23 protein-coding genes are annotated in these 22564 nt (G+C 50.3%); 14 read left to right on the forward strand and 9 right to left on the reverse strand.

Going from position 1 to position 22564, the window contains the following annotated elements; translation table 11 throughout:
- Positions 1 to 6 precede the first annotated feature (6 nt).
- The 3 genes from murP to KRX19_01715 are packed head-to-tail and all read right to left on the reverse strand — an operon-like array spanning position 7 to position 2896.
- A complete protein-coding gene (gene murP / locus KRX19_01705; protein ID MBV7433726.1) occupies positions 7 to 1452 on the reverse strand; it encodes a PTS N-acetylmuramic acid transporter subunit IIBC in 1446 nt (481 codons plus the stop codon).
- Between the two features lie 2 nt (positions 1453 to 1454).
- Complete coding sequence (gene murQ / locus KRX19_01710) at positions 1455 to 2375, reverse strand: N-acetylmuramic acid 6-phosphate etherase (protein ID MBV7433727.1); 921 nt, start codon at positions 2373 to 2375, stop codon at positions 1455 to 1457.
- On the reverse strand, positions 2375 to 2896 hold the full coding sequence (locus KRX19_01715; protein MBV7433728.1) for a PTS glucose transporter subunit IIA: 522 nt from the start codon (positions 2894 to 2896) through the stop codon (positions 2375 to 2377). Before KRX19_01715 ends, murQ begins: the two co-directional genes overlap by 1 nt.
- Positions 2897 to 3194: 298 nt before the next feature.
- Here KRX19_01715 and KRX19_01720 point away from each other — a divergent pair, with 298 nt between their 5' ends.
- The 14 genes from KRX19_01720 (at position 3195) to KRX19_01785 (ending at position 18336) form a co-directional block, all read left to right on the forward strand.
- Positions 3195 to 3947, forward strand: coding sequence for a hypothetical protein (locus KRX19_01720; protein MBV7433729.1), 753 nt, complete (start codon positions 3195 to 3197; stop codon positions 3945 to 3947).
- Positions 3944 to 4771: a class I SAM-dependent methyltransferase gene (locus tag KRX19_01725; GenBank protein ID MBV7433730.1), complete on the forward strand. Its 828-nt coding sequence runs from the start codon at positions 3944 to 3946 to the stop codon at positions 4769 to 4771. The genes KRX19_01720 and KRX19_01725 overlap by 4 nt, the downstream gene beginning before the upstream one ends.
- 7 nt (positions 4772 to 4778) lie before the next feature.
- Positions 4779 to 5711, forward strand: coding sequence for an AraC family transcriptional regulator (locus tag KRX19_01730; GenBank protein MBV7433731.1), 933 nt, complete (start codon positions 4779 to 4781; stop codon positions 5709 to 5711).
- 32 nt (positions 5712 to 5743) lie between these two features.
- On the forward strand, positions 5744 to 6682 hold the full coding sequence (locus KRX19_01735; protein MBV7433732.1) for an AraC family transcriptional regulator: 939 nt from the start codon (positions 5744 to 5746) through the stop codon (positions 6680 to 6682).
- A 101-nt stretch (positions 6683 to 6783) separates the two neighbouring features.
- Complete coding sequence (locus KRX19_01740; GenBank protein ID MBV7433733.1) at positions 6784 to 8970, forward strand: TonB-dependent receptor; 2187 nt, start codon at positions 6784 to 6786, stop codon at positions 8968 to 8970.
- Between the two features lie 63 nt (positions 8971 to 9033).
- A complete protein-coding gene (locus tag KRX19_01745) occupies positions 9034 to 10242 on the forward strand; it encodes an MFS transporter (GenBank protein ID MBV7433734.1) in 1209 nt (402 codons plus the stop codon).
- A gap of 114 nt (positions 10243 to 10356) precedes the next feature.
- Positions 10357 to 12108: an ABC transporter ATP-binding protein/permease gene (locus KRX19_01750; GenBank protein ID MBV7433735.1), complete on the forward strand. Its 1752-nt coding sequence runs from the start codon at positions 10357 to 10359 to the stop codon at positions 12106 to 12108.
- A gap of 9 nt (positions 12109 to 12117) precedes the next feature.
- Positions 12118 to 12780, forward strand: coding sequence for a class I SAM-dependent methyltransferase (locus KRX19_01755; GenBank protein ID MBV7433736.1), 663 nt, complete (start codon positions 12118 to 12120; stop codon positions 12778 to 12780).
- Between the two features lie 42 nt (positions 12781 to 12822).
- On the forward strand, positions 12823 to 14517 hold the full coding sequence (locus tag KRX19_01760) for an ABC transporter ATP-binding protein/permease (protein MBV7433737.1): 1695 nt from the start codon (positions 12823 to 12825) through the stop codon (positions 14515 to 14517).
- A 69-nt stretch (positions 14518 to 14586) separates the two neighbouring features.
- The gene (locus KRX19_01765) at positions 14587 to 15831 is read left to right on the forward strand and encodes a DUF4935 domain-containing protein (GenBank protein MBV7433738.1); all 1245 of its coding nucleotides are present in this window, start codon (positions 14587 to 14589) and stop codon (positions 15829 to 15831) included.
- A gap of 82 nt (positions 15832 to 15913) precedes the next feature.
- Positions 15914 to 16318, forward strand: coding sequence for a GNAT family N-acetyltransferase (locus tag KRX19_01770; protein ID MBV7433739.1), 405 nt, complete (start codon positions 15914 to 15916; stop codon positions 16316 to 16318).
- A gap of 10 nt (positions 16319 to 16328) precedes the next feature.
- Entirely contained in the window at positions 16329 to 16730 is a 402-nt protein-coding gene (locus tag KRX19_01775; protein MBV7433740.1) for a rhodanese-like domain-containing protein, read from the forward strand.
- 147 nt (positions 16731 to 16877) lie between these two features.
- Positions 16878 to 17513 (forward strand): SMI1/KNR4 family protein, encoded by a 636-nt coding sequence (locus KRX19_01780; protein ID MBV7433741.1) that lies wholly within the window; start codon positions 16878 to 16880, stop codon positions 17511 to 17513.
- Positions 17514 to 17601: 88 nt separating this feature from the next.
- A complete protein-coding gene (locus tag KRX19_01785) occupies positions 17602 to 18336 on the forward strand; it encodes a DUF4198 domain-containing protein (protein ID MBV7433742.1) in 735 nt (244 codons plus the stop codon).
- 52 nt (positions 18337 to 18388) lie between these two features.
- On the opposite strand, the gene KRX19_01790 is transcribed toward KRX19_01785, so the two are convergent.
- The 6 genes from KRX19_01790 to hemF form a co-directional block, all read right to left on the reverse strand.
- Positions 18389 to 18574, reverse strand: coding sequence for a PH domain-containing protein (locus KRX19_01790; protein MBV7433743.1), 186 nt, complete (start codon positions 18572 to 18574; stop codon positions 18389 to 18391).
- A 30-nt stretch (positions 18575 to 18604) separates the two neighbouring features.
- On the reverse strand, positions 18605 to 19960 hold the full coding sequence (locus tag KRX19_01795) for a PH domain-containing protein (protein MBV7433744.1): 1356 nt from the start codon (positions 19958 to 19960) through the stop codon (positions 18605 to 18607).
- Positions 19953 to 20444: a PH domain-containing protein gene (locus KRX19_01800; protein MBV7433745.1), complete on the reverse strand. Its 492-nt coding sequence runs from the start codon at positions 20442 to 20444 to the stop codon at positions 19953 to 19955. Before KRX19_01800 ends, KRX19_01795 begins: the two co-directional genes overlap by 8 nt.
- Before the next feature lie 98 nt (positions 20445 to 20542).
- Positions 20543 to 20947, reverse strand: a complete 405-nt coding sequence (locus KRX19_01805; protein ID MBV7433746.1) for a DUF711 family protein — start codon at positions 20945 to 20947, stop codon at positions 20543 to 20545.
- Positions 20948 to 20991: 44 nt separating this feature from the next.
- Positions 20992 to 21633, reverse strand: coding sequence for a thiamine diphosphokinase (locus KRX19_01810; protein ID MBV7433747.1), 642 nt, complete (start codon positions 21631 to 21633; stop codon positions 20992 to 20994).
- Between the two features lie 10 nt (positions 21634 to 21643).
- Complete coding sequence (gene hemF, locus KRX19_01815; GenBank protein ID MBV7433748.1) at positions 21644 to 22561, reverse strand: oxygen-dependent coproporphyrinogen oxidase; 918 nt, start codon at positions 22559 to 22561, stop codon at positions 21644 to 21646.
- Positions 22562 to 22564 lie beyond the last annotated feature (3 nt).

Genomic DNA, 22564 nt, shown 5'->3' on the forward strand with positions numbered 1-22564 from the left:
TAATTATTATGATAGATCGACATTACGGCTGGCGAACAGCCATGTAATGGCAAAACCACTGATCCACGCAACGACCATACCGGTGATATACACGCCCATACCGAGGAATACACCACTATTTGACGTCATCAATGGCAATGCCAGCAATCCCGAAGGACCAAATACGGTATTGAGGCCGACTGGGTAACCAAGCCAAGCAATCAAACCAATAGTGAAGCCACCACACGCACCGCCCAAGCAGGCTGTGACAAACGGCTTGATGCGCGGCAGGGTAACGCCGTAAATCAGCGGCTCACCGATGCCCAAAAATCCGGGGACAATCGCGCCGCGAATTTGCTGACGCAGCAGGCTATCTTTTGCAGCACGGGCATACAGCGCCAATGCAGCGCCAACTTGTCCGGCACCGGCCATTGCCAAAACGGGGAACAGTGCATTAAAGCCCTGACTTTCCACCAGTGCAAAATACACCGGCACAAAGCCCTGATGAATACCGAGCATTACCGCAACGAGGAACAATCCAGCGAGAATGGCACTGCCGAATGGGTTACCATTGAGGTTGCTGAATAGCCACGACATACCCGTAAACAACACGCCACCCAAAGGCATAATCAATAAGAACGTGACGCATCCCATGATCAACAGCGTAATGGTAGAGGTCAGGATCATATCGAGGTTATCGGGGATAAAGCGGCGCACAAACTGCTCAACTTTCGCGCCAACAATTGCGGCAATCAAAATACCAATGATGTTGCCACGCGGATCAATCGTGAAGCCAAAAAATTGCTCCATGCCGGAATAGATGCCTTTGGTCGCTTCTGCGTCATAGCCGAGCACAAACAGCCCGGCGAGAATCGCACCGTGAACCCCAGTGCCACCAAATGCTTTCGCCGCGTTATAGCCGATCAGAATACCCAGGAAGCTGAACAGGCTTTTACCGAACACTTTCATATAGGCAATCAGGTCGCCCAGCCATGCCGAGCTGGCAAGCGTTTCTTCTCCAGCCACTTGCCCAATCAACGTTGCGATACCGAGCAACAAACCGGCGGCGATAAAGCCCGGAATCAGCGGCGTAAAAATCGTCGCGAAAGTACTGAAAAAATTCTGCACACCACGATTTTGCCGCGCTTTGACGGCCTGCTTATTCTGTTTGGAAATATCGGCCAAATCCGGCTGTACTGGCTGCCCATCCACTTCTTCTGCAATCAGACTGCGCATGATTTCTGCTGCACGCCCGGACTTCCCCGCACCAAGCACCACCTGATGCTGCCCTCCGGCAACGACCAGCCCCAAAACCCATGGCAGCTGCTTAATACTCTCTGCATCGACGAGGCTTTCATCAGCAAGCTTAAGGCGCAAACGCGTCATGCAATTGCTGACTTCAGTAATATTATTTGCCCCACCGAGCAAATCCATCAATGTGGTTAATGACTCACGGTTTATCGTATTAGCCATGGCTATGCTCCTTGACTAGAAGAGGAAGAAACGGCATCAATCGCCGCATGAGTGACGCCTTGATGAGTGGCGAGTAGCGCACGCGCTTTTTCGGCATCAAGCCCCAGCATCAGCATGATGATTGCCGTTTTGGCTTCACCATCTGCCTGCTGTAAGGCCTGACTGGCGGCCGCTTCATCACAGCCGGTCGCCGTACACACAATATTTTTCTGCCGCTGTACCAGCTTGGCATTAGACGGCTTTACGTCGACCATCAAATTGCGATACACCTTGCCGAGGCGAATCATCGTTGCCGTGGTCAGCATATTGAGCACCAGCTTTTGTGCTGTACCCGCTTTCATTCGCGTTGAGCCGGTCACAACTTCCGCACCGACCACCGGCGAAATCGCTATATCACAATGTGCCTGCATTGGATTCTCTTCAGTACAGGTAACGGCAATAGCCACGGCACCCAACGACTGCGCATACTGCAAAGCACCAATGACGTACGGCGTACGCCCACTGGCTGCAATACCGACCAGCACGTCATCTTGGCTAAAATGGATTTCTTTGAGGTCATCCACCGCCAATTCCGCATTGTCCTCAGCATTTTCAACTGAGCGGAATACCGCTTCACGCCCACCGGCAATCAAGCCGACAATCTGATCTGGATCGGTGCTATAGGTTGGCGGACACTCTGTGGCGTCCAAAATACCCAAGCGGCCAGAAGTTCCAGCACCGATGTAGATCAGCCGACCACCACTGCGCAATGCACTGACGATCTTTTCTACTGCAGAGGTGATCTGCGGAATTTGGGTGGCAATTGCCGGCGCGACTTTTTGGTCTTCAGCATTGATGATACGCAAAATGTCTTCCGTACTGCAGCGATCAATATCACTACTGGCTGAATTGGTGCGCTCAGTAGCCAGTTTACTCAAATCCATTACTGCACCTCCGGCTGCCAAACCAGCTCTTGATCACTGACGGTAATTTCTCCCCCTTCCACATTTGGGAAAAGAACGATGACTTCACTATTGGATAAGCGCTGCTTCAGTAGTGCAAAATCAATATCGACCAACGGATCGCCGATCTTGACTTGATCCCCTTCACGAACGTGCGGATGAAAACCTTCCCCTTTGAGATTCACGCTATCGAGGCCAATATGGATCAACACTTCAACACCTTCATCAGTCGTCAACCCAATTGCATGCCCACCTGGGAAAACAGCAGATACAGCGCCATTGATTGGGCTGCATAATGTCGGCGCATCTGTATGGATAACAAACCCGGCCCCCATCATGCCTTTAGCAAAGACGGGATCGGGCAACCCTTTCAAGCTGGCAACTTCACCGCTAACCGGCAACGCCCACGCGGATGGCAACCTGACGCCCCCTTCTTCCTCTGATTCGACCTCTACGACAGACTCATTCTTCTTTTTACCAAATAGGCTTTTCAACCATTGCATGATCAATACTCCTTTTCAAAAGCCATAACCGACGCATATCTAATGTTAGAGAGACAACGCCCAACCCAACATAAAATGGATAAAGTACTGCAAGTAACGACTATTATTTGTAATAATGAAACTCATTTATCTTTATCCTCAAATAAAGGCTCTTTGCTCTACTTTGTATATTTCCATGCAAGCTGAGAAAGCCTTCAATTAAAAACACAGTTAGTTAAAGATCAGGATGGCTTTTATGTTGTATCTGCAGTCAACCCCAACCATATCGTTGAAGCAAATACTTTAACGAGTTTTCATTATGAAGCCAACAAAAAATATTAAAGCTTATAATATCCCTAAGTTAGCACTACTTGCAGGTATTTTTTCCGCCATCGCATGGTCGGTTGGCGACATGCTACTGGTCGGTTATGTCCCCGACCCCGAAGCCTATCCACTACTGAGCAAGACCCTTGCCGCCCACCTTGATAGCGATTTTGCATTGATGATGGTCGAAGGGCATAGTGCTATTCAGCGCTGGGGAATCTTCCTTGCTACCTTTACCGTCGCAGGCTATCTCTACGCCCTGCTTGCCATCCGTGCACTACTTGCTCCCGGAACCATGCGCACAATCATCATCACCCTGCTGCTTTTCCATTACGCACTCTCGCCACTCGGTCATGCCGGATTTTACTTCGCTGGTGAAACATATAAGTTACTGCTCGCCTCATCGAGCACAAGTAGCAGTGCGATTTTGAAGATGGCCAACGACTTCTACACCATCTTGCTTTGGCACTGGAGTTGCTCACTGACCTGCGCAGCACTTGGCTGGCTACTGTTTGCCATACAGGTTTATAGACGACGCTCCATCCTACCGCGTTGGATGACATTGGTTAACCCGCTACCACTATCGCTGATCATCGCTGGTATATGCAGCCTATTCCCGAGCAGCCAGCTTGCCACCAACATCGGCAGCGCAACATTTAACCTTGCCGCACTCATCTTTTTCACTGGCGTTTGGATGTTTGTCGTTAGTGGTCACGACATCACCACACCTCCGGAAACACAATCATGAAACAGCAAGCCAATTTAACCGGAGTACCCGAGACCATGCTGTGGACGCTGCACAACCGTGCATCCGAAGCCATACGCGAAGACGGCTGCATTCGCGACCCGCATTGCCTCGATATTTACAACGCACTCGAATACGACTACGAGCGTCACTTTGGCAAAGCCGATGGTTCACATGGCGTACGCTCGATGCTCTTTGATGAATATCTGCGCGCATTCCTCGACAAACACCCCGACGGCGTCATCGTCAATCTCGGCGAAGGGCTAGAAACCCAGCGCTACCGCATCGACGCACCGCAAGCATTATGGTTCAGCATCGACCTGCCCGAAGCCATCGACATCCGCGAACGCTTCATCAAGCCCGATACGCAGCATATCCACATCCGCAAAAGTGCATTGGATATTAGTTGGTTTAGCGACATTCCCGCCGACCGCCCTGTATTCATCACCGCGCAAGGGCTATTCATGTACTTCAGCGAAGCACAAATGGCGACCTTCATCCACGCGCTTACCCGGCACTTCCCCGGAGCGCGCCTGATGTTCGACTACCTCAACACTTTCCTCTCCAAGCGCAGTATCAGCGACAAAGGCTGGATGAAAACCCCGCACTACCGCACGCCGCCCATGCCGTGGGGCATCAACCGCCGTGACCTCACGCCAACTTTATCGCGCTGGATCGGGCAAGATATCAAGGTACACAACGTCACCTTCCTTTATCCGCGTGGTTTCAGGCGCTGGTTCGTGCCATGGGCAGAAAAATACCTCGGCGCATTGATCAACAAAGCTCCCGGCGTTTGCTATATCGACTTTCCCGAACAAAGCTTATAAATCAATCATGACCAACCAATATCTCAACTACCTTTATTACGACAGCACAGACTGGCAAGTAGAAGTTCACGGTGACAAAGCAGCGGTTATGCACCCAAAACGCAACGGCTGGTCAGGCTATGGCGACTGCCGCCTACTCGACAACGGCATGATGCTTGGCCGTGCCCACATCACCACCGGTAGTGCAGCGCAAGAACCGCCGATGTCCATGCAATGCCACTTCGGCCTGCACATCATCTGCGAAGCCGGATACAGCCTATACAGCAATACCTTTGCTCACCCACTGCACGTCCATGCACCGCAAATCTGGCAGCGTTGCGGTGTATTCGAAGACATCGCGGCAGTCTGGCAAAACAATACCCGCAACCGTGTCCTCACCATTGACTTCACGCCCGAACTCATCGAACGTTGGCGCGAAGATTTTGCCTTGCCGTCATGGCTGACAATGCCAGCAAGCGACAATCCGCACCTCAAACAACACCACTTGCCGCAACAGCAGCGCATCATGGCACGCACGGCACAAATCATTGACCACCCCGTCATCACGCTGAACGACAAACTCGCGCTGGAAAGTATGACCCTTGCCCTGTGTAACGAACTATTTACCCTCCCCGAAGCAAAGCACCACTACCCGCAAATTGACGATGTTATCGACATCATCCGCAGCGAATACAACCAGCCGCTCACTATTGCCATACTCGCACAACGCAGTGGCATCAATGAATGCTACCTCAAGCAGCAATTCAAAGCGCGCACCGGCAAAACCATCGCCGCCTACATCCGCGATCTGCGCATGAAAGAAGCCATGCGCTTATTACTCGATGAAAACAAAACCCTACAACAAACCGCATGGTACATCGGCTACCGCAGCCCAGCCAACTTCAGCAAAGTATTCAAAAAAACCTACGGCATCATGCCCACTGAACTGGTGCAACGTTGATCCGCAAATAGCGCACAAGGACACATCAGACCATGACATGCAATATCAACTACCTCCAAGCCTTCGCATCCCTCAGTCATAAACACTGGCAAGTAGAGGCTTACAATAGCCACACACAGTTTCTGCGCGTCATCCCCACTCGTCCGGGCTGGTCCGGCCACGGAGAATACTGGCAGATAAGCAACGATATTCTATTTTCTCGTGGTGATATCTACGCAGCTGACTACCATGAAGAAGTGCCCATATCCACGCAATGCCACTTCGGCATACAATTCACTCTCGATGCTGCTTATACCATCCACACCACGGCAATGCACAAACATATCGACATCCGCGCACGACAAATCTGGCAGCGCAGCGGCGATTTGGGTGAAGTCGCAACAACATGGTATGGCAACCAGCAAAACCGATTAATTTCACTTGATTTCAGCCCTGAAATCACAGCACGCTGGCAAGAAGAAGGCCTGCTCAGCACAGAGAATATTTATGGCAAAGCACCTCTTACCTCAGTAGCCCCAATCCCGACAAAGCGCATCTTCGCTCATGTCGCACGAATTATCGATCAGCCTGTCGTCACAATACACGACCGTTTGCTGTTGGAAAGCCAGATACTCGCTTTATGTGCCGACCATTTTGCCTACACCGCCCTTCCGCGAAAGGACAAAATTGATGGAGCTATCGACATCATCCGCAGCGAGTACCACTTGCCACTAACCATCACTGAATTGGCTCAGCGTATCGGGCTCAATGAGTGCTACCTCAAGCAGCAATTCAAAGTTCGTACGGGCAAGACCATTGCCAACTACATCCGTGATCTGCGCATGAATGAAGCCATGCGCCTATTGCTTGATGAGCACAAAACCCTGCAGCAAACTGCATGGCACGTTGGCTACCGCAACCCAGATGGATTTAGCCGAGCTTTTCGCAAGGCGTACGGCATTTCCCCCGCCACATTAGTGCGAAATCACTGAACGAATACAAAAATTCCCGCCTGTACGTTTATTTTCCCTCGGGTACGGTATCGGTCATGGAAAAATAATGATTCACATTACTTTTTCATAAAGGATGCGCCATGGTCACTTTGCCCTCACGCCAGTTACTTTCCATCACAATTGCTAGCCTGCTGTACAGCAGCCTGCCTGCCAGTGCCTACGCTAACAACACCACCGCATATCAGCTCGCCCCAATCACTGTCACCGCACGCCACAGTCCCGAACAAGCTCTCGATCTCCCACTGACGGTCAATACCATCACGGACAGCACCATAGATAACCATGCCTTTGCCTCACTGGAAAGCGTGCTGACGCAAACTCCCGGCGTCAATCTCAAATCCTATGGCGGTACCGGACAAGCGGCAATCAGAATGCGCGGTGTAGGCGCTCTGAATAAAGTCACCCTCGACGACTCATCAGTCGTTCTCTACCAAAACGGCATACCACTATCCCTGCTTCAAACTGGCAGCGATCTGTTTGACATGCAAAGCATCGAAATTATCAAAGGTCCTCAAGGCACACTGTACGGACGCAATAGCGAAGCAGGTGTCATCAACCTCAAGCCCAACCAGCCCGAATTATTCAACGAATATCATATTGGCGCAGAAATCGGCAACAACGGGCACTACCAAGGTGAAGCGGTATTCAATACCCCGATAAATGAGCAAACCAGCGCCCGCCTTGCCTTGCAATACCGCCATGATGAGCACCCTTATACCAATCATATTGACGGAAAGCCGCTAACGAAGCCCAATGCACTTAATGCTCGCCTCGGCCTGCGTTGGCAAGGCGAGCGGGACGATATTTTATTCAGCGGCGAGCACCACCGCTTACGCAACTTTGCCACGGCAAACAGCTTACTCGGTAACGAAGCCGTGATAGCGATAACGCCTGGGCTAATGGCAGACAACGCAAACCACAGCAACCTCAGCCTCAACTGGCATCACGAATTTGACAATTTCTACTTACACAGCACCACAGGCTGGGGCAAATACAGCAGTTCAAGCAGAATACCAAGCTATGACTGGCGCATATCTCACCGCATTTACGGCCAAGCATTGCATACAGAGACGCATGGCAAAGGCGACAAACAGCATTGGTTTCAAGAGCTACGTATTGGTAGCAACGACGATGCACCATTTTTCTGGACTGCTGGCGTGAACTACGAGCACGGCAAACGCAGCACCTATTCCCGCGCAGGGAAAAGTAACGACCCGAACAGTGCCTATGACCCATTCAACGCACAATTTGACCACTACTTCCGCACCGATAGTGCAGCTGTATTTGGTGAACTCACTTATCCAGTATTGGATAAACTCGACCTAACCGCCGGCTTGCGCTATAGCCATGAACACACAGACTATCAGGCTGACTGGACTCCTAATCCAACCTATCTCATGCCGGGTGCCAGCGCACAGCAAGATGTGCAAAGCATCAGTGACAACGCGGTTACCGGTCGCCTTGGCCTGAGTTATGCCATCACCGACAACTGGCGCAGCTATGCCACTTACGCACGTGGTCATAAAGCTGGCGGTTTTAGCGACTGGGACACCAGCATCAGTAGCGGCCAGCCTGCTACACCATATAAACCCGCCACTATCGACAGTTTCGAAATTGGTATCAAAGCAGATCTACCTGAGCAAGGCCTCAGTACCAGTGCTGCACTGTTTCACAACCGCACTAAAGGTGATCACCTCTACGTCTTGGTTGACCCGACAACATCCTATGCCTACACCACGGAAAACGTCGACACCCGTAGCCACGGTATCGAACTCGCGGCAAACTGGCGTGCTAACGACAACCTCACTCTCGACGCCAACCTCGCATGGACGGATGCTACCATTACCGGTAAAACTGACAACAGTCGCTCACCGGATATTCGTATCGGCAACCGTATACCGGACGTCGCACGCCTGAGTGGCGGCATTTCTGCTGAATATCGCCAACCTGCGACCTTGCCGCTTGGGCTGGGACAGGGCAACTACACCGCGTTTATCAGCTATCAGCACACCGGTAAACGCGCTGCGGACGCGCAAAACCATTTCAATCTACCTGCACATAACCAAATTGATGCACGCCTCGGTATCGAAAGCGAACACCTCGACCTTTATCTCTACGGCACCAACCTACTCGGCAAGCGCAAAACCCTCAATGGCTACTATTTACCGGCCATACCCGTCACCTATGGCGGCAGTGGTGCAGATGCCAAAGCAGGTGCGCTTGGTGCAGGCCGCAGTGTTGGCGTTGGTTTCCGCTACCACTTCTAGGCATACTTGATGGCACAGGTTCATTATCTGACCTGTTCCATCTCGACTTAATAGGGAAATACCGTGACTACATCACGTCCACTTTCACACTGGATGCTAATCATCAGCCTCTACACCACCCAACTCCTCGGCATGGGTTTTCTCATGGTCGCCGTGATTGCAATCTTGCGCGAGCGTGACACCAGCCTCGCTGATCTTGGATGGCTGTACCTGCTCGGCTTACCGTGGGGGCTAAAGTTTCTTTGGGCACCGCTGATTGACCGCTTCGCCATCCCTCGACTCGGGCATTACCGTGGCTGGCTGCTGATCTTGCAAGCACTCATGGTCATCACGCTACTCATCATTGCCCCACAATCGCTTGATCAGAATTTAACCCTCATTGCAACCCTTGGCGCCATATTCATCACGCTTTCTGCCACACAAGACATCGCCACCGATGCACTGACCACTACCCTGTTCCATCATGATGAACGTGGGCTGGTCAACGGTATGCAAATGGCGGGAGGACAGCTCGGCAGCCTCATCGGGGGAGGCGGCGTACTCATGCTCTATCCTTTGATCGGCTGGCAAGGTTCGCTTTATCTGCTCGCCGCCCTGACCGCTATCTGTTGGCTACAACTGCTGTTCTTTCATGAGCCAGCACACTGCACCATTGAGAGCCCACAGACTATTCGCGATGTATTCATGCGTCTATTCAGCTTTTGGCGCGGGCGCAGTTTATGGTTCATCCTCAGTATTTTCTACCCATTTGGCCTATGTATGACCTACGCCATTCTGACACCAATGCTGGTTGATGGTGGATGGACACTTCCTGAAGTCGGCTTTGCCACCAACATTCTCGGCGGCGTGATTGGCATCGCCACAGGGTTGCTCGGGGGCTGGCTAATACAGCATTGGGGGCGCAAGCGCTGCCTGATTGGATTTGCATTACTACAAATCGTCGGGCTCGCCGCCATGCTGCCCGCCGCCTTTAGCGCAAACACGGTCAATGTTTATCTCGCTCTCACTGCTTATTATATTTTCTACCCTCTGGTCATTGCCGTACTTTACACCCTGATGATGGATAAAGCCGCCAAAGGCACAACCCCCGGCACTGATTACACCGTACAAATCAGCATCAACTTTATCGCTGTTGCCATTGGCGCTAGTGTGGCACTGCCGCTCGCCGAAGCCATTGGCTACCAAGGCGTTATCTTCACAGCCATTGTGATTGCCACTTTGGCCGCCATGCTCGCTTTCCGTTATAGCCACAATAGGCGACTCGGAAGATAATTTCACCGTTTCCTACTCACCAGCCAAAATTTCCCGATTAGACTCCACCTTATTATTGCGAACGATTGTTATCTGCAATAGCATAAATCCATCAATAACCGTACTGGTATCAAGATGGATAAAAGCAGCAAAAAAAGCCCTTCTCACTGGCAAATCATCGAGCCAATCAAGCCGCGTATTTACACTGCAATGGGTATCGCGGTTGGTGGTGTGGTGTGTTCACTACTGTCGATTCTGTCACTGGCATGGCTGGTGCGCGATACGATTGCTGCCGATGCAGTACAGTGGACATGGTTTTGGGTGGCACTGGTGTTTGCCATTGCCGCCTACATTCTGCGCGGTCTGTCATTCAGACAATCACACTTGGCCGCATTTGCCCTTGAGCCAATTTTGCGCCAACAAATTATCAGCCATCTTGCCAAGCTGCCACTGGGTACGATTCAACAACAAGGTTCTGCGGGGCTGACCAAAGTGATTCAGGATGACGTGCGCGAATTGCACGTTTTTGTCGCGGATTCCACGCCACTTTATGCACGCTCTTTTGCCGCACCACTGCTGACCTTTGTTATTTTGCTGTTCATCGACTGGCGATTGGCACTGATTGCTGCCGCTGTATTGGTGATTGGCATGACTATTCTTGGCATGGTAATGCGCAACAGTGGCGACATGAGCGAGCAATACAATCAATCGCGCGAAAAGGTCAATCAAGCGGTAATCGAGTTTGTGCAGGCGATGCCGGTGGTGCGTACCTTTGATGGCGGTAAAGCCTCATTCGGGCGCTATGAGACTGCACTCGACGAGTATCTCAATATTCTTACCGGCTGGTACAAACAATCTGGCCCCGCTGCACGCCTCTCAATGATTATCCTCAATCCGATGCCGACCCTGCTCGCACTGCTGTGGGCGGGTGCGTACTGGCTGTGGCACGATAGCCTTGATTTTAGTGCATGGCTGGCCTGCTTACTGCTCGGCACCGGCATGGCTGAGGCGATGATGCCATACATGGCACTGTATCATTTGATTGAAAAAGCAAAAATCAGCGTGGCGCGTATCCTCGAAGTATTCGACCTCGTGCCACTACCGATTAGTAAACAACCACAACATCCGCAAGACGCCTCAGTCAGCTTTGAGCAAGTCAATTTCCGTTACGCTGAACGTAGCGACAATGCCTTGAGCGACATCAGCTTTACTGTGCCAAGCGGTAGCTTCACCGCATTGGTCGGTGCATCCGGTGCAGGCAAAAGCACCGTTGCCCGCCTGATTCCACGCTTTTGGGATGCGGACAGCGGCAGCATCAAAGTCGGCGGCGTGGATGTGCGCGACATTGCCCCCAATGAACTGATGCAGCAAGTCGCGTTTGTCTTTCAGGACAATTTCCTCTTTTCCGGCAGCATCACTGATAATATCCGCCTCGGCCTGCCCGACGCGACAATGGACGACGTGATTGCTGCCGCCAAAGCTGCACAGTGCCACGACTTCATCAATGAATTGCCCAACGGTTACGATACCGAAGTCGGCGAGCGTGGTGCAAGCTTATCCGGCGGCCAACGTCAGCGCATTACCATCGCTCGTGCCATTCTGCAAAACCGCCCGATACTGGTGCTTGACGAAGCCACTGCCTTTGCCGACGCAGAGAACGAAGCACTGCTGATGAAAGCACTCGCCAATCTGATGCAGGGCAAAACCGTGCTGATGATTGCGCATCGCCTCGCCACCATTCAAAACGCCGACCAAATCCTCGTCTTTGCTGACGGAAAACTGGTCGAAGCTGGCGCACCACGCGAGTTGCTCGCACAAAACGGCGCATATGCCGAACTGTGGCAAGCGTATCAACAAGCGCAAAACTGGCAAATACGCACCGCGTAAGGAAGTAACATGAGTAAGCCCAATAATCCTCTCAGCCACTACGAACTGCAAGCCCTTGCAGCACAACTCGCCTGCCCGAGCGGTGAGCAAGCCGCACAAGTCGGCGACGCGATGGCGGACGGCAACCGCACCATGATTCATCACGCCATCGACCACCTGCAACTGCAAGCAGGGCAGCACGTCCTTGAAATCGGGCACGGCGGTGCAGACCACCTCGATTACCTGTTCACCCAACAACCCGACTTGTACTACAGCGGCTTGGAACTCTCGCCAGCCATGCACCAGCGCGGCGAACAGCAGCCACATGCCAATGCCACATTCTATTTATACGACGGCGACAACTTGCCTAATTTTCCGCAACCATTCGCGCGCCTGTTCAGCGTCAATACCCTGTATTTTTGGCCGCAACCCGCCGAATTTCTCAACGCCTTATCAGACATCCTTGCTACTGATGCACTGGTCTGCCTCACCTACGGCTGCAAAGATTTCATGATCAGCCTGCCGTTCAGTCGCTACGGCTTCACCCTCTACGATGAAGCAGACATTGAGCGCCTCGTCGCGCAAACTCCGTTCACCGTACACGCTCACCACTACGCAAACGACCACGTTATCAGCAAAAGCGGCGAACCCGTCGACCGCCAATTCTGCACCACCGTACTGCACAAAGCCTAAGGACAATCCATGAACAGCAAAGCCTTCGCCAACCTGCCCCACATGATATTCAGCACTGCCGGCGAACAAGCACCGGCACTCAAGCGCAGTATGTTACTCGGCTGCATCACGGCGACACTGCGCGGACTGGTTTTTGCCTGTTTTATCCCCTTGTTTTATGCCGTCGCCGCACAGGACGGCCGCAGCATCGTCACATGGCTAATCGTCATGACTATACTCATGCTCGTTGCCAGCATTGGCGACTGGTACAGCCGCGATTACGACTACAACGGCCACGCCGCCCGCGCCGGCAACGACCTTCGCCACCAACTCGGGCAACATCTGCGCCGCATTCCCTTGCAAGACCTCTACCGCAGCCGCTCAGGCAACACCGCCGCGACCATAGCCGGCAACGTCGATGACGTCATCAACTACACCATGACCGTATCTCTGATGCTCGTTGCCGCCATCGTCACGCCCACTGTCGTCGCACTCGTCGCCCTATTCTTTGACTGGCGACTGGGGCTTGCCTTGCTTATCCTCTTTCCCGCCGTCATCCCCATTTACCTGTGGGTACGCCCGATGATGACCCGCCACAAAGCAGAACAAGCTGCTGCCAGCAGTCACCTCAATGCCGAAATCGTCGAATACACCCAAGGCTTGCCCGTCCTCAAAGCCGCCACCTGCGTTGGAGACAAATCCGCGCGTTTCATCAGCGCCGCCAAAGCCGTCGAAGACCTGCAAATCAAATCCCTGCGCGACGAATCCGTACCCAATTTACTACTCGCGTCTGCCATCGAAATCGGCATGCTGCTCGTCGTCGCACTTGGCCTATGGCAAGTCAGCCACGGCGACATATCGCTGATGCTGCTCACCGCCCTAATGGTCGCCATCATCCGCTTTGCCGAACCGCTCAGCGTCTTCCTCAGCATGATGAGCATCTTTGAAATGGTGCATGCCGGCTACAACCGCCTGCAAGACCTGCGCGACATCGAACCCTTACCGCAAGCGCAACCCGTACAAACCCCAAGCCAATACCACATTGACTTCCACGACCTCAGCTTCACCTACGCCGGACAAAGTGACACCGCACTAGAGAGCATCAACCTGCACATCCCCGCCAACGCACTCACCGCACTCGTCGGCCCATCAGGCTGTGGCAAAACCACCCTCATCCGTATGCTGATGCGCTACGCTGACCCGCAACAAGGCAATGTAGCCATCGGCGGCATCGACATCCGCCACATCGAACCCGAAACCCTCAACCGCCTCATCGCCGTCGTATTCCAAGACGTGTACCTATTCGACGACACCATCCTCGCCAACATCCGCATGGGCAGAGCCGATGCCAGTGAAGCAGACATCATCGCCGCCGCCAGAGCCGCACAATGCCACGACTTCATCGAGCGCCTGCCCGATGGCTACCAAACCCGCGTTGGCGACATCGGCAACAACCTATCCGGCGGCGAAAAACAACGCATCTCCATTGCCCGCGCCCTGCTCAAAGACGCGCCCATCATCATCCTCGATGAACCTACCGCCGCACTCGACACACACAGCGAACTCGCCGTCCAGCACGCCATCGATGCACTGGTACAAAATAAAACCGTCATCGTCATCGCGCACCGCCTATCAACCATCGTCGCTGCACAGCAAATCATCGTTCTCGACAACGGTCAACTCATCGAACAAGGCTCACATAGCGAATTACTGACGCAAAACGGACGCTACGCTAGACTGTGGCAAACGCAGCAGTAACAATATGAATTATTGACCTAAATTTTATGCAAAGTTATAATATATTTCTTCCAAAACAGAGTATTAACAATGAAATCAATGTTCCCCGAACACTTCAGTCTATCTGAAGAAGAAATTGAAAAATTATGGGATAACGCATTATTTGTTTTTGATACTAATACACTACTTAATTTATATAGATATTCAGATAAAACAAAAAATGTCTTTTTGAAAATACTAGAAAAATTAAAGAAAAGAATTTGGGTATCAAATCATACAGCAAATGAATTTTTCACTAATAGACTTACTGTTATATCTGAACAAAAAAAAGCTTATGAAAACGCCATACAGAAAATAGAAGAGATAAAAGGTATATTTGAAAAAGATAAATCACACCCTTTCGTTAGCAAAAAAAATTTTGATGCTTTTTCAAGCTGTGTGAAAAATATCTGTAATGAACTAAGAAGCAATGCAGAACAGCAAGGTAAAAAAATTAACAAAGATGATACTTTAACAAGAATTGCTGAGTTATTTTCAAAAAATATAGGAGAACCACTAAATTTAGAAACCGTTGAAAAAATAGAAGAGGAAGGTAAAAATAGGTTTGAAAAGCAGATTCCTCCTGGGTATAAAGATAATAAAAAAAATGAAAATAATTTTGGAGATCTGATTATTTGGAATGAAATTATAGAGAAATCAAAAAATGTTGAAATACCTATAATCTTCATTACTGATGATGAAAAAGATGATTGGTGGCATATTTTTGATGGTAAAACATTAGGGCCAAGAAAAGAACTAATAAAGGAATTTAAAGATAAAACAGGCCAACTTTTTCATATGTATAAATCCTATACATTTATAAAGCATGCCAGCAATTATCTCGAAGAAAAAATTGATGAAAAGACTATTAATGAAGCAAGAAGTGTAGGCGAAATCCTTGAAAGAAGAAATAATGAAATAGAATTAACACAAAGAAAACGATCTCTTTTCTCTAATAAAATGAGATTCAGAGAAAATGAAAACTTCAATGATCCTGATTTGGAAAAAAGATATTACTTTGAAAATAAACATAGGATAAGACTCTTAGAACTTGAAATCAGGGAATTAAAAATGAAAAAAGATTTTTTAACGCAGAGATTTTTCCATTTAGAAAAAGAAATTGATAAATTAAATGAAACAGGAAATAATCGTGAAGCGGATGAAAAATACCGAGAAGTTACTACGATAAAATCAAGAATTTTTAGTATTGATAATAAAATCATGGATTGCAATGCAGAAATAAACAGAATTAATAACAATTCATTATTTGAACGAAATAATCAAATATTGTTTTGAATGCATAAGTCAAGTTCTTCAGATAAGTACTGCTATATAAACCAAAAATTGCACCAAACAAATCACCACCGACGAACTCGACTTGGTTAGCGGGTTATTTTCCGGCTACCGCGACTTTTGTCAGGCAAGCGTTGACCCGCAAAAGGAACAAGCTTTTCTCGCGGAACGCCTGCAAAACAACGAATCCATCATCCTTTGCGGCTTACAAGATGACCAGCCTATTGCATTCGCACAAATTTACTTCACCTTCTCATCTGTTGGCTTAAGCAAGATGTGGGTTATCAATTACCTGTACGTTGCCAAAAGCCACCGCAACCAAGGCATCGGCAAAATTCTGCTGCAAGACATCGAGCAGCGTGCGCGAGATGCGGGTATTGCCGTATTGAAAATTTCTACCCAAGTCGGTAACGAAACGGGCAATCACTTGTACCCCGCACTGGGCTTTAACCTCAATACAGCATTCAATCATTACGGCAAAAAACTTTAAGGACAAACCCATGCCTATACAACAAATGGCGTTTTACCAAGCCAAACTGAATTATGAAATGGACTCGTGGGATGTGTTTGTCGCGCTCAACGAGGGGCAAAATATCGTGGTTGTGGATGGACGCAGCAGTGAAGCCTTTGCCAAAGAGCATATTCCAGATGCCATCAACATTCCGCACCGCACGATCTCGCAAGACACACCCGCACACCTCGACAAAGCACCGGTATATGTGACTTACTGTGACGGCATTGGTTGTAATGCCTCAACCAAAACCGCGATAAAAATGCTCGCGCTCGGTTTTCAGGTCAAGGAACTGATCGGCGGATTAGACTGGTGGAAACATGATGGCTACGCCACTTCAGGCGAAAAAGCACAATCAGGTACGGTGGTTGACTGTGGCTGTGATGGCTGATACAGCTGGCGCTTATATAGTGCCCTTTTGATTTTATCGGCAACTTTCAATATTTGCTCTATCACGCCCACAAAGAATTGATATTCACATGGTATAGAATGCTTACACAATAAGTTAGCTCTCTAGAATTTATTGCAAGGATACTCTATGCCACTTAATCCATTCTCTGCACTTCCCGATCCCGATGGTTCTTTAGCGTATTTCGAGCAACTCAAAGAACTGAGTGAAGCATACTGGGCTGGAATGACTCTTGATCCAAATCTCTATGGCCTGCAAATCCAGCCCGGTACACGATGGCGTGATGGCCTCGATGAACAGTCGCTGGACGATTTCCAGCAAGCACTCGGTATGACTTTTCCCGAAGACCTGAAAAACTACTATCGCACCATGAACGGGCTGGATAAGCCGGCAATCAATCTTTACGGAACAGACGGCAGCTCGCCCATTTATCGCGCCCCGTTCTACGCCTACCCTGACGATCTGGACACCATTAAATCCTATATTCACTGGATTTATGAAAGCAATGGAATTGATGGAAACCCATCAGCCCATCCTGACATTCCGCAAATTTTCCCTGTTTGCGGGCATCGCTTCCTCATTCTTGATGGCCGCGGGCAAGTGCTATCGATGTACGGCGACGACATCATTTTTTGGGCTGATAACATCTGTAAGCTGCTGGCCTGTGAAATATTTTCTGCATTCGTACCAGAGCCACGCTTCAATAGCGATCCACAGCGAGCCAAGTCTGTGCGCCACTGGTTGGAAAGTAGCACGCGCCGCTAAAACGGTAATGAATATTATTCTTAAATATATTGCGTTCACACTTCTCCTGCTCTACCATCAACTTGCAAACTTTCCAAAGGAGAACACAATGAAAAAACGTAATCTAGTCCTCGCTGTATTGGCAACTGTTGCTACTCCACTGACTTTTGCTCATGGTACATGGGTCGCCGAGCGTATCGGTGAACCAACCATTGTATTTGGTGAAGGTGCGAGTGATGATCCTTACAACCCCGATAACGTCGTCTATATCCAAGGTTTTGATGCGCTGGGCCAGGAAATCGATATCCCACTCAACAAGCATGAGAAAAACATCAGCTTTGGTGCAGGCGCAGAGTACGGCAGTGTGGCCTACGTTATGGATAATGGCTACTGGACCGAGCAAGCCGATGGCGAGTGGGTCAACAAGCCAAAAAATGAAGTAGAAAATGCCAAGCGCGGCGGTCACTACATCAAAACAGCATTTAGCGTTATGGAAGAAGGCCAAATGCCGGATCTTAACCTGCTCAAAGAAGTTCCTTTGCTGATTGCACCGGATAGCGACGTACAGCACAGCAAAGCCGGCGACAAAGTCGACATCATCGTGTACTTTAATGGCGAGCCTTTGGCCAATGCCAAGGTTGAAAATGACTTTGTGAACGCCGAAGGTGAAGTAGTTGCCGAAACCGACAAAAACGGCAAAGCCAGTGTCGAAGTACGCAATAAAGGCCTAAACGTCTTCGCCGTCCACCACAGCATTGATGCGCCAAAAGACGAGCAGGACAAAGGTGAGAAAATTGGCTACACCGCCACTCTGTCCTTTGTAAACGAGCATGCAGACCACTAATTCAGTCTCGCTCTCTGAAGCCGTTGCCTACAAGCAGCGGCTTTTTTACATTCTATTGATGGCTTTGCAAAATCTGTAGCAATGCGTAAGCATGCGCACGCGGCAAGTAGCGCAGCTGCATCGGTGCATTGAGCTTTGCCGCGCCAAGTGTGTCGGCGAGCAGGTTGGCCATTTTATAGTGCCGATCGAACGGATTACTGTTGATTTGCACCGCCTGAATGTGGGCTACATCAACCATATACCAGCGCCGCCACAGCCAGCCATCCCGCTAAATTAACCAGCCATCACGCTCAAGTTGCCAACCGGCAAATGCAACGCGGCGACAAGCGGCAAAGTAGTTCAGGGGTAACAACGCTAACCATAGCCCAAATAGCGTCCAGTAGTAGATCACGCTGCCCTCATGCTCACCTTGAAAAAGCCACCACAAAAACGCAAGTGATGCCAGCATCACCAACCATAGCAAGCTATAGCGGATAAAAATGCGCCGATCAGCTTTAGGGTGCAGTGGATTGATTGCCCGCTCAAGTGGGTTGGTATGCGTCCAGCGCTTGAGTAACTCACCCATCGTTTCCACGTCTGCAAGCGGTACCAACTCACGAATTCCTCGTGACCCACCGTTTTTTAGCTTCACAGCGGTGACCGCAGTATCAATGTGCAGCGCATAACGTCGCAACCAGCGGTGAAATGGATTTTGTACGATACGCCAGCACTGGATTTTTTCACGTGGCACATGGCTTTCAACTTTAGTCAGCAAGCCGCGGCGCTGGGTGATATGGCTATCGCTGTCACTCAAATAAAAATGGCTATGCCCGAGAAAAGCGGCAAGAATGGTTGAGAACTTGCCAAGCAGCACAATAGTAGCGACTACTACCAATGCGCTCAGCCACCAAAAGCTTGCCTGATGCCACAGCTCACCTTCAACGACCATCTTGGGCATATCATTACTCAGCCAATCATCAACCCCAAGCATCACCATCAACAGCGTCAGAAAGCCACCCCATGCCAGCCCTGCATTGCTGATTAGCCCATAACGCAGCACCTCCATATGCGACAGTGGCAATAGATTATCGCTCTCCTGAGCACGCTCATCAGCATGATGATACTGCTCAATCAGGCGCTCAAACGCACGCGCATCATCAAGTGATAACACCCGCAGCAGTGCTTCCGAGCGCTTACCGTTACCCGCCGACTCAAGCCGCACTTCCGCAACACCAAGCCAACGGTGTAATAACGTACGGTGCAGAGTCACATTATGCACTTTGTGCAGTGGTACATAGCGCGTCATGCGGAACAGGATGCCATAGTGGATCACTACGTCACCATCGTGGATACAAAAACGGTAAGTGAGAAAATGAAGTACTGAACCCAGCACAATGAACAAGCCAATCGCCACAACCACCCACAACGTCTGTACATTATGGAACTGCGACCACAATGCAATAGAAATAGGAAAAATCCACTGAATCACCAGCCCCGTGAGGATAAACAGCCACGAATGCCGATGGAGGCGGCGCATATCATGCGCGCCCAGTACTGTCGCCAGATCATCCGAACAGATGTGGCCCGCAGTAGATACGCTTTCTTGCGGAGATTCATTCTGCTTGATATTAATGCCTTTAAGCACGATCACGCTCGATCAATGTATAACGAATTTCTTCCGCACTTTCGAGTGACAAGCCAGCGAGTTTGATTGCGGGCAAAGCTGAACCAGAAGTAAACACGGTCAACGTGGCCAAGCCTAATCGCCGTGCCAGTGGCGAGCGCTGAATATCAACGTATTGCACCCGCGCACGGGTCACACGCGTATCATTACGCCAAAAGATGCCTGTACGCACAGCAAATACGTGTGCATTGAGCTCATATGTCGTATAACGATAGCGTAGCTTCGATAGCCCGATCCATAGCGCGACAAAGATGACTAGCTGAGTCAAGGCGACCAAAAGCGTATTGCGCAATAAGTCGGGCAAGTGATAAAAAATAAGCGCTATCAGCCAATACAGCGCTGTTAACAGCACAGGAACCAACAAAACAACGGGTAATAAAGCAATACGGATTTGCATCAGCGCTGCTTTGGGCAAAGCCTGAAAATCAAGTGAATGGGTTGGCATACGATATCCAGCAGTGAGCATTTAATTTCAGCCTGCAGTCTATCGCAAAGCACCCTGAGTATTTATAAAGCATTAAAAAGGCGAGTCATCTCTCGATTTTAAATTTCATACAAGGCGCATTGATGCAGGCAGTACAGCAAGACAATACAACGATGTATAAAGTTTAAAGGTGCAATTTCCTGAGTGGTACATGCCTTGCCAATGGCAAAGCTGATACGCATGCCGCCATTATCCATCACCTGCAACAGCCGGGTTAAAGTCGCCAATCCTGACCGAGCTTGCGCGACATCGCGGGTATCGAGATACTCCCCGAATGGATTGGTGACGATACGCATGGATTGCACGGTGTAGCCTTTGGCCTGCAAAGCAGTGGCTATACGCTGGCATTGCTGCTGCGCGTCAGCCAATACGTCTGCCCATGTGCCGTCATCTTTGCTCAATGTGATGAAAGTGGTGATGATACGAACCCGACACAAGCCAGCGTCATGAATATTGCTGGTCATGACATTTCCGTGATTTGCAAATTATGGTTATTAATCGAGGATGACTAGTGTGTGATGCGGAGATTTTGTGCAGTTTGCGGCAATATAACGAGCCCATGCCCCTGTTGCCAACCGATACTGACCTGCTCGGCTGCGCTGATATTGCGCGCAGCAAGTGCGGAAAAGGGTTGCAGGCCGTCAGCGGGGGCTTCCCAGCGTAAGCCGCTGTAGTGCATACCACTGAGTGGTGTGAGGGCAAAGACGCTGACTTTTTCACCCTCAGCCAGCTCGCAATCGAGTGTTGCGCTGTTCAAATAAGCGATATGCTGTACTTTTCCCCAAACCAATGCGGATAGACCAAAGTGTGGCAACACCCACAGGTTGCCAAAGGTGTGATCGAGTTCACCACCCAAGCCGCCGATGACACTTAGCACTTCGGCCTGCGGATAGTTATTTTCGACAATCGCAAGTGCGAGTTCGAAGTCGGTAGCGTCTTTGTCTTCAGGATGGGTTTGCCGCGGCACGTCAGCATAGCGTTGCTGCAAATCCGTATCGGCGCTGTCGAAATCACCGATCCATAAGTCCGGCATTACGCCCAAAGCAGCAGCGTGGCACATACCGCCATCAACCGCGATAACGATATCATGTTCAGCGACTGACCAGCTTGGCGCAGCATAGTCACCAGCGAGCAGTAGCCAAACTTTCATCGCAGGGTTTTCACAGCCAGTCGCGCGGCACGAGATAATCGTGCAAGCGAGCCTCGGCACTGTCTGCTTCCGGGCTGTACGCATATTCAAAGCGAACTTCCGGCGGCAAGCTCATTAAGATGGATTCGGTACGCCCGCCACTTTGCAGGCCAAAGTGAGTGCCACGATCATAGACGAGATTAAATTCAACATAGCGACCACGGCGATATTTCTGGAAATGGCGTTCGCGTTCGCCGTAGGCAGTATCCTTGCGTTTACGCACAATCGGCAAATAAGCGTCGATATAGGCATCACCAACGTCTTGGGTAAATTGGCGTGCTTCATCAAAGGGTAATTCATTGAAATCATCAAAGAACAGACCGCCGATACCGCGTGTTTCTTGGCGGTGCGGCAGGTAGAAATATTCATCACACCATTTTTTAAAGCGTGGATAGAGGTCACCATCATATGGAGCACAAGCATCAAACGCGGTTTGATGCCAATGGCGGCAATCTTCGTCAAACGGGTAATACGGGGTAAGATCGAAGCCGCCACCAAACCACCAGTCACGAACTTTTTCTGCATCTTTAGCGACAAATAGGCGGATATTGGCATGGCTGGTCGGCACATAAGGATTGCGCGGATGAATAACCAGAGACAACCCCATCGCTTCAAAGCCACAGCCGGCAAGCTCAGGGCGCTTTTCCGTGGCACTTGGCGGCAAATTTTCACCACGTACTACCGAGACGTTCACACCGCCTTGCTCGATCACATCGCCACCTTTCAGAACCATGGTTCTGCCATGCCCAATCAAGCCGCGTTCTGTTGGTGGCTTTTCCCATGCGTCTATTGCAAAGGATTTGCCGTCCTCGGCTGAAAGTGCGTCGGTAATGCGCTGTTGCAGATCGAACAGGAAGGTGGCGAATGCCGCGCTGTTTTGCAGGTTCATAGG

It is taken from the genome of Cardiobacteriaceae bacterium TAE3-ERU3 (genome assembly GCA_019218315.1).
Taxonomy (GTDB): Bacteria; Pseudomonadota; Gammaproteobacteria; order Cardiobacteriales; family Cardiobacteriaceae; genus JAHUUI01.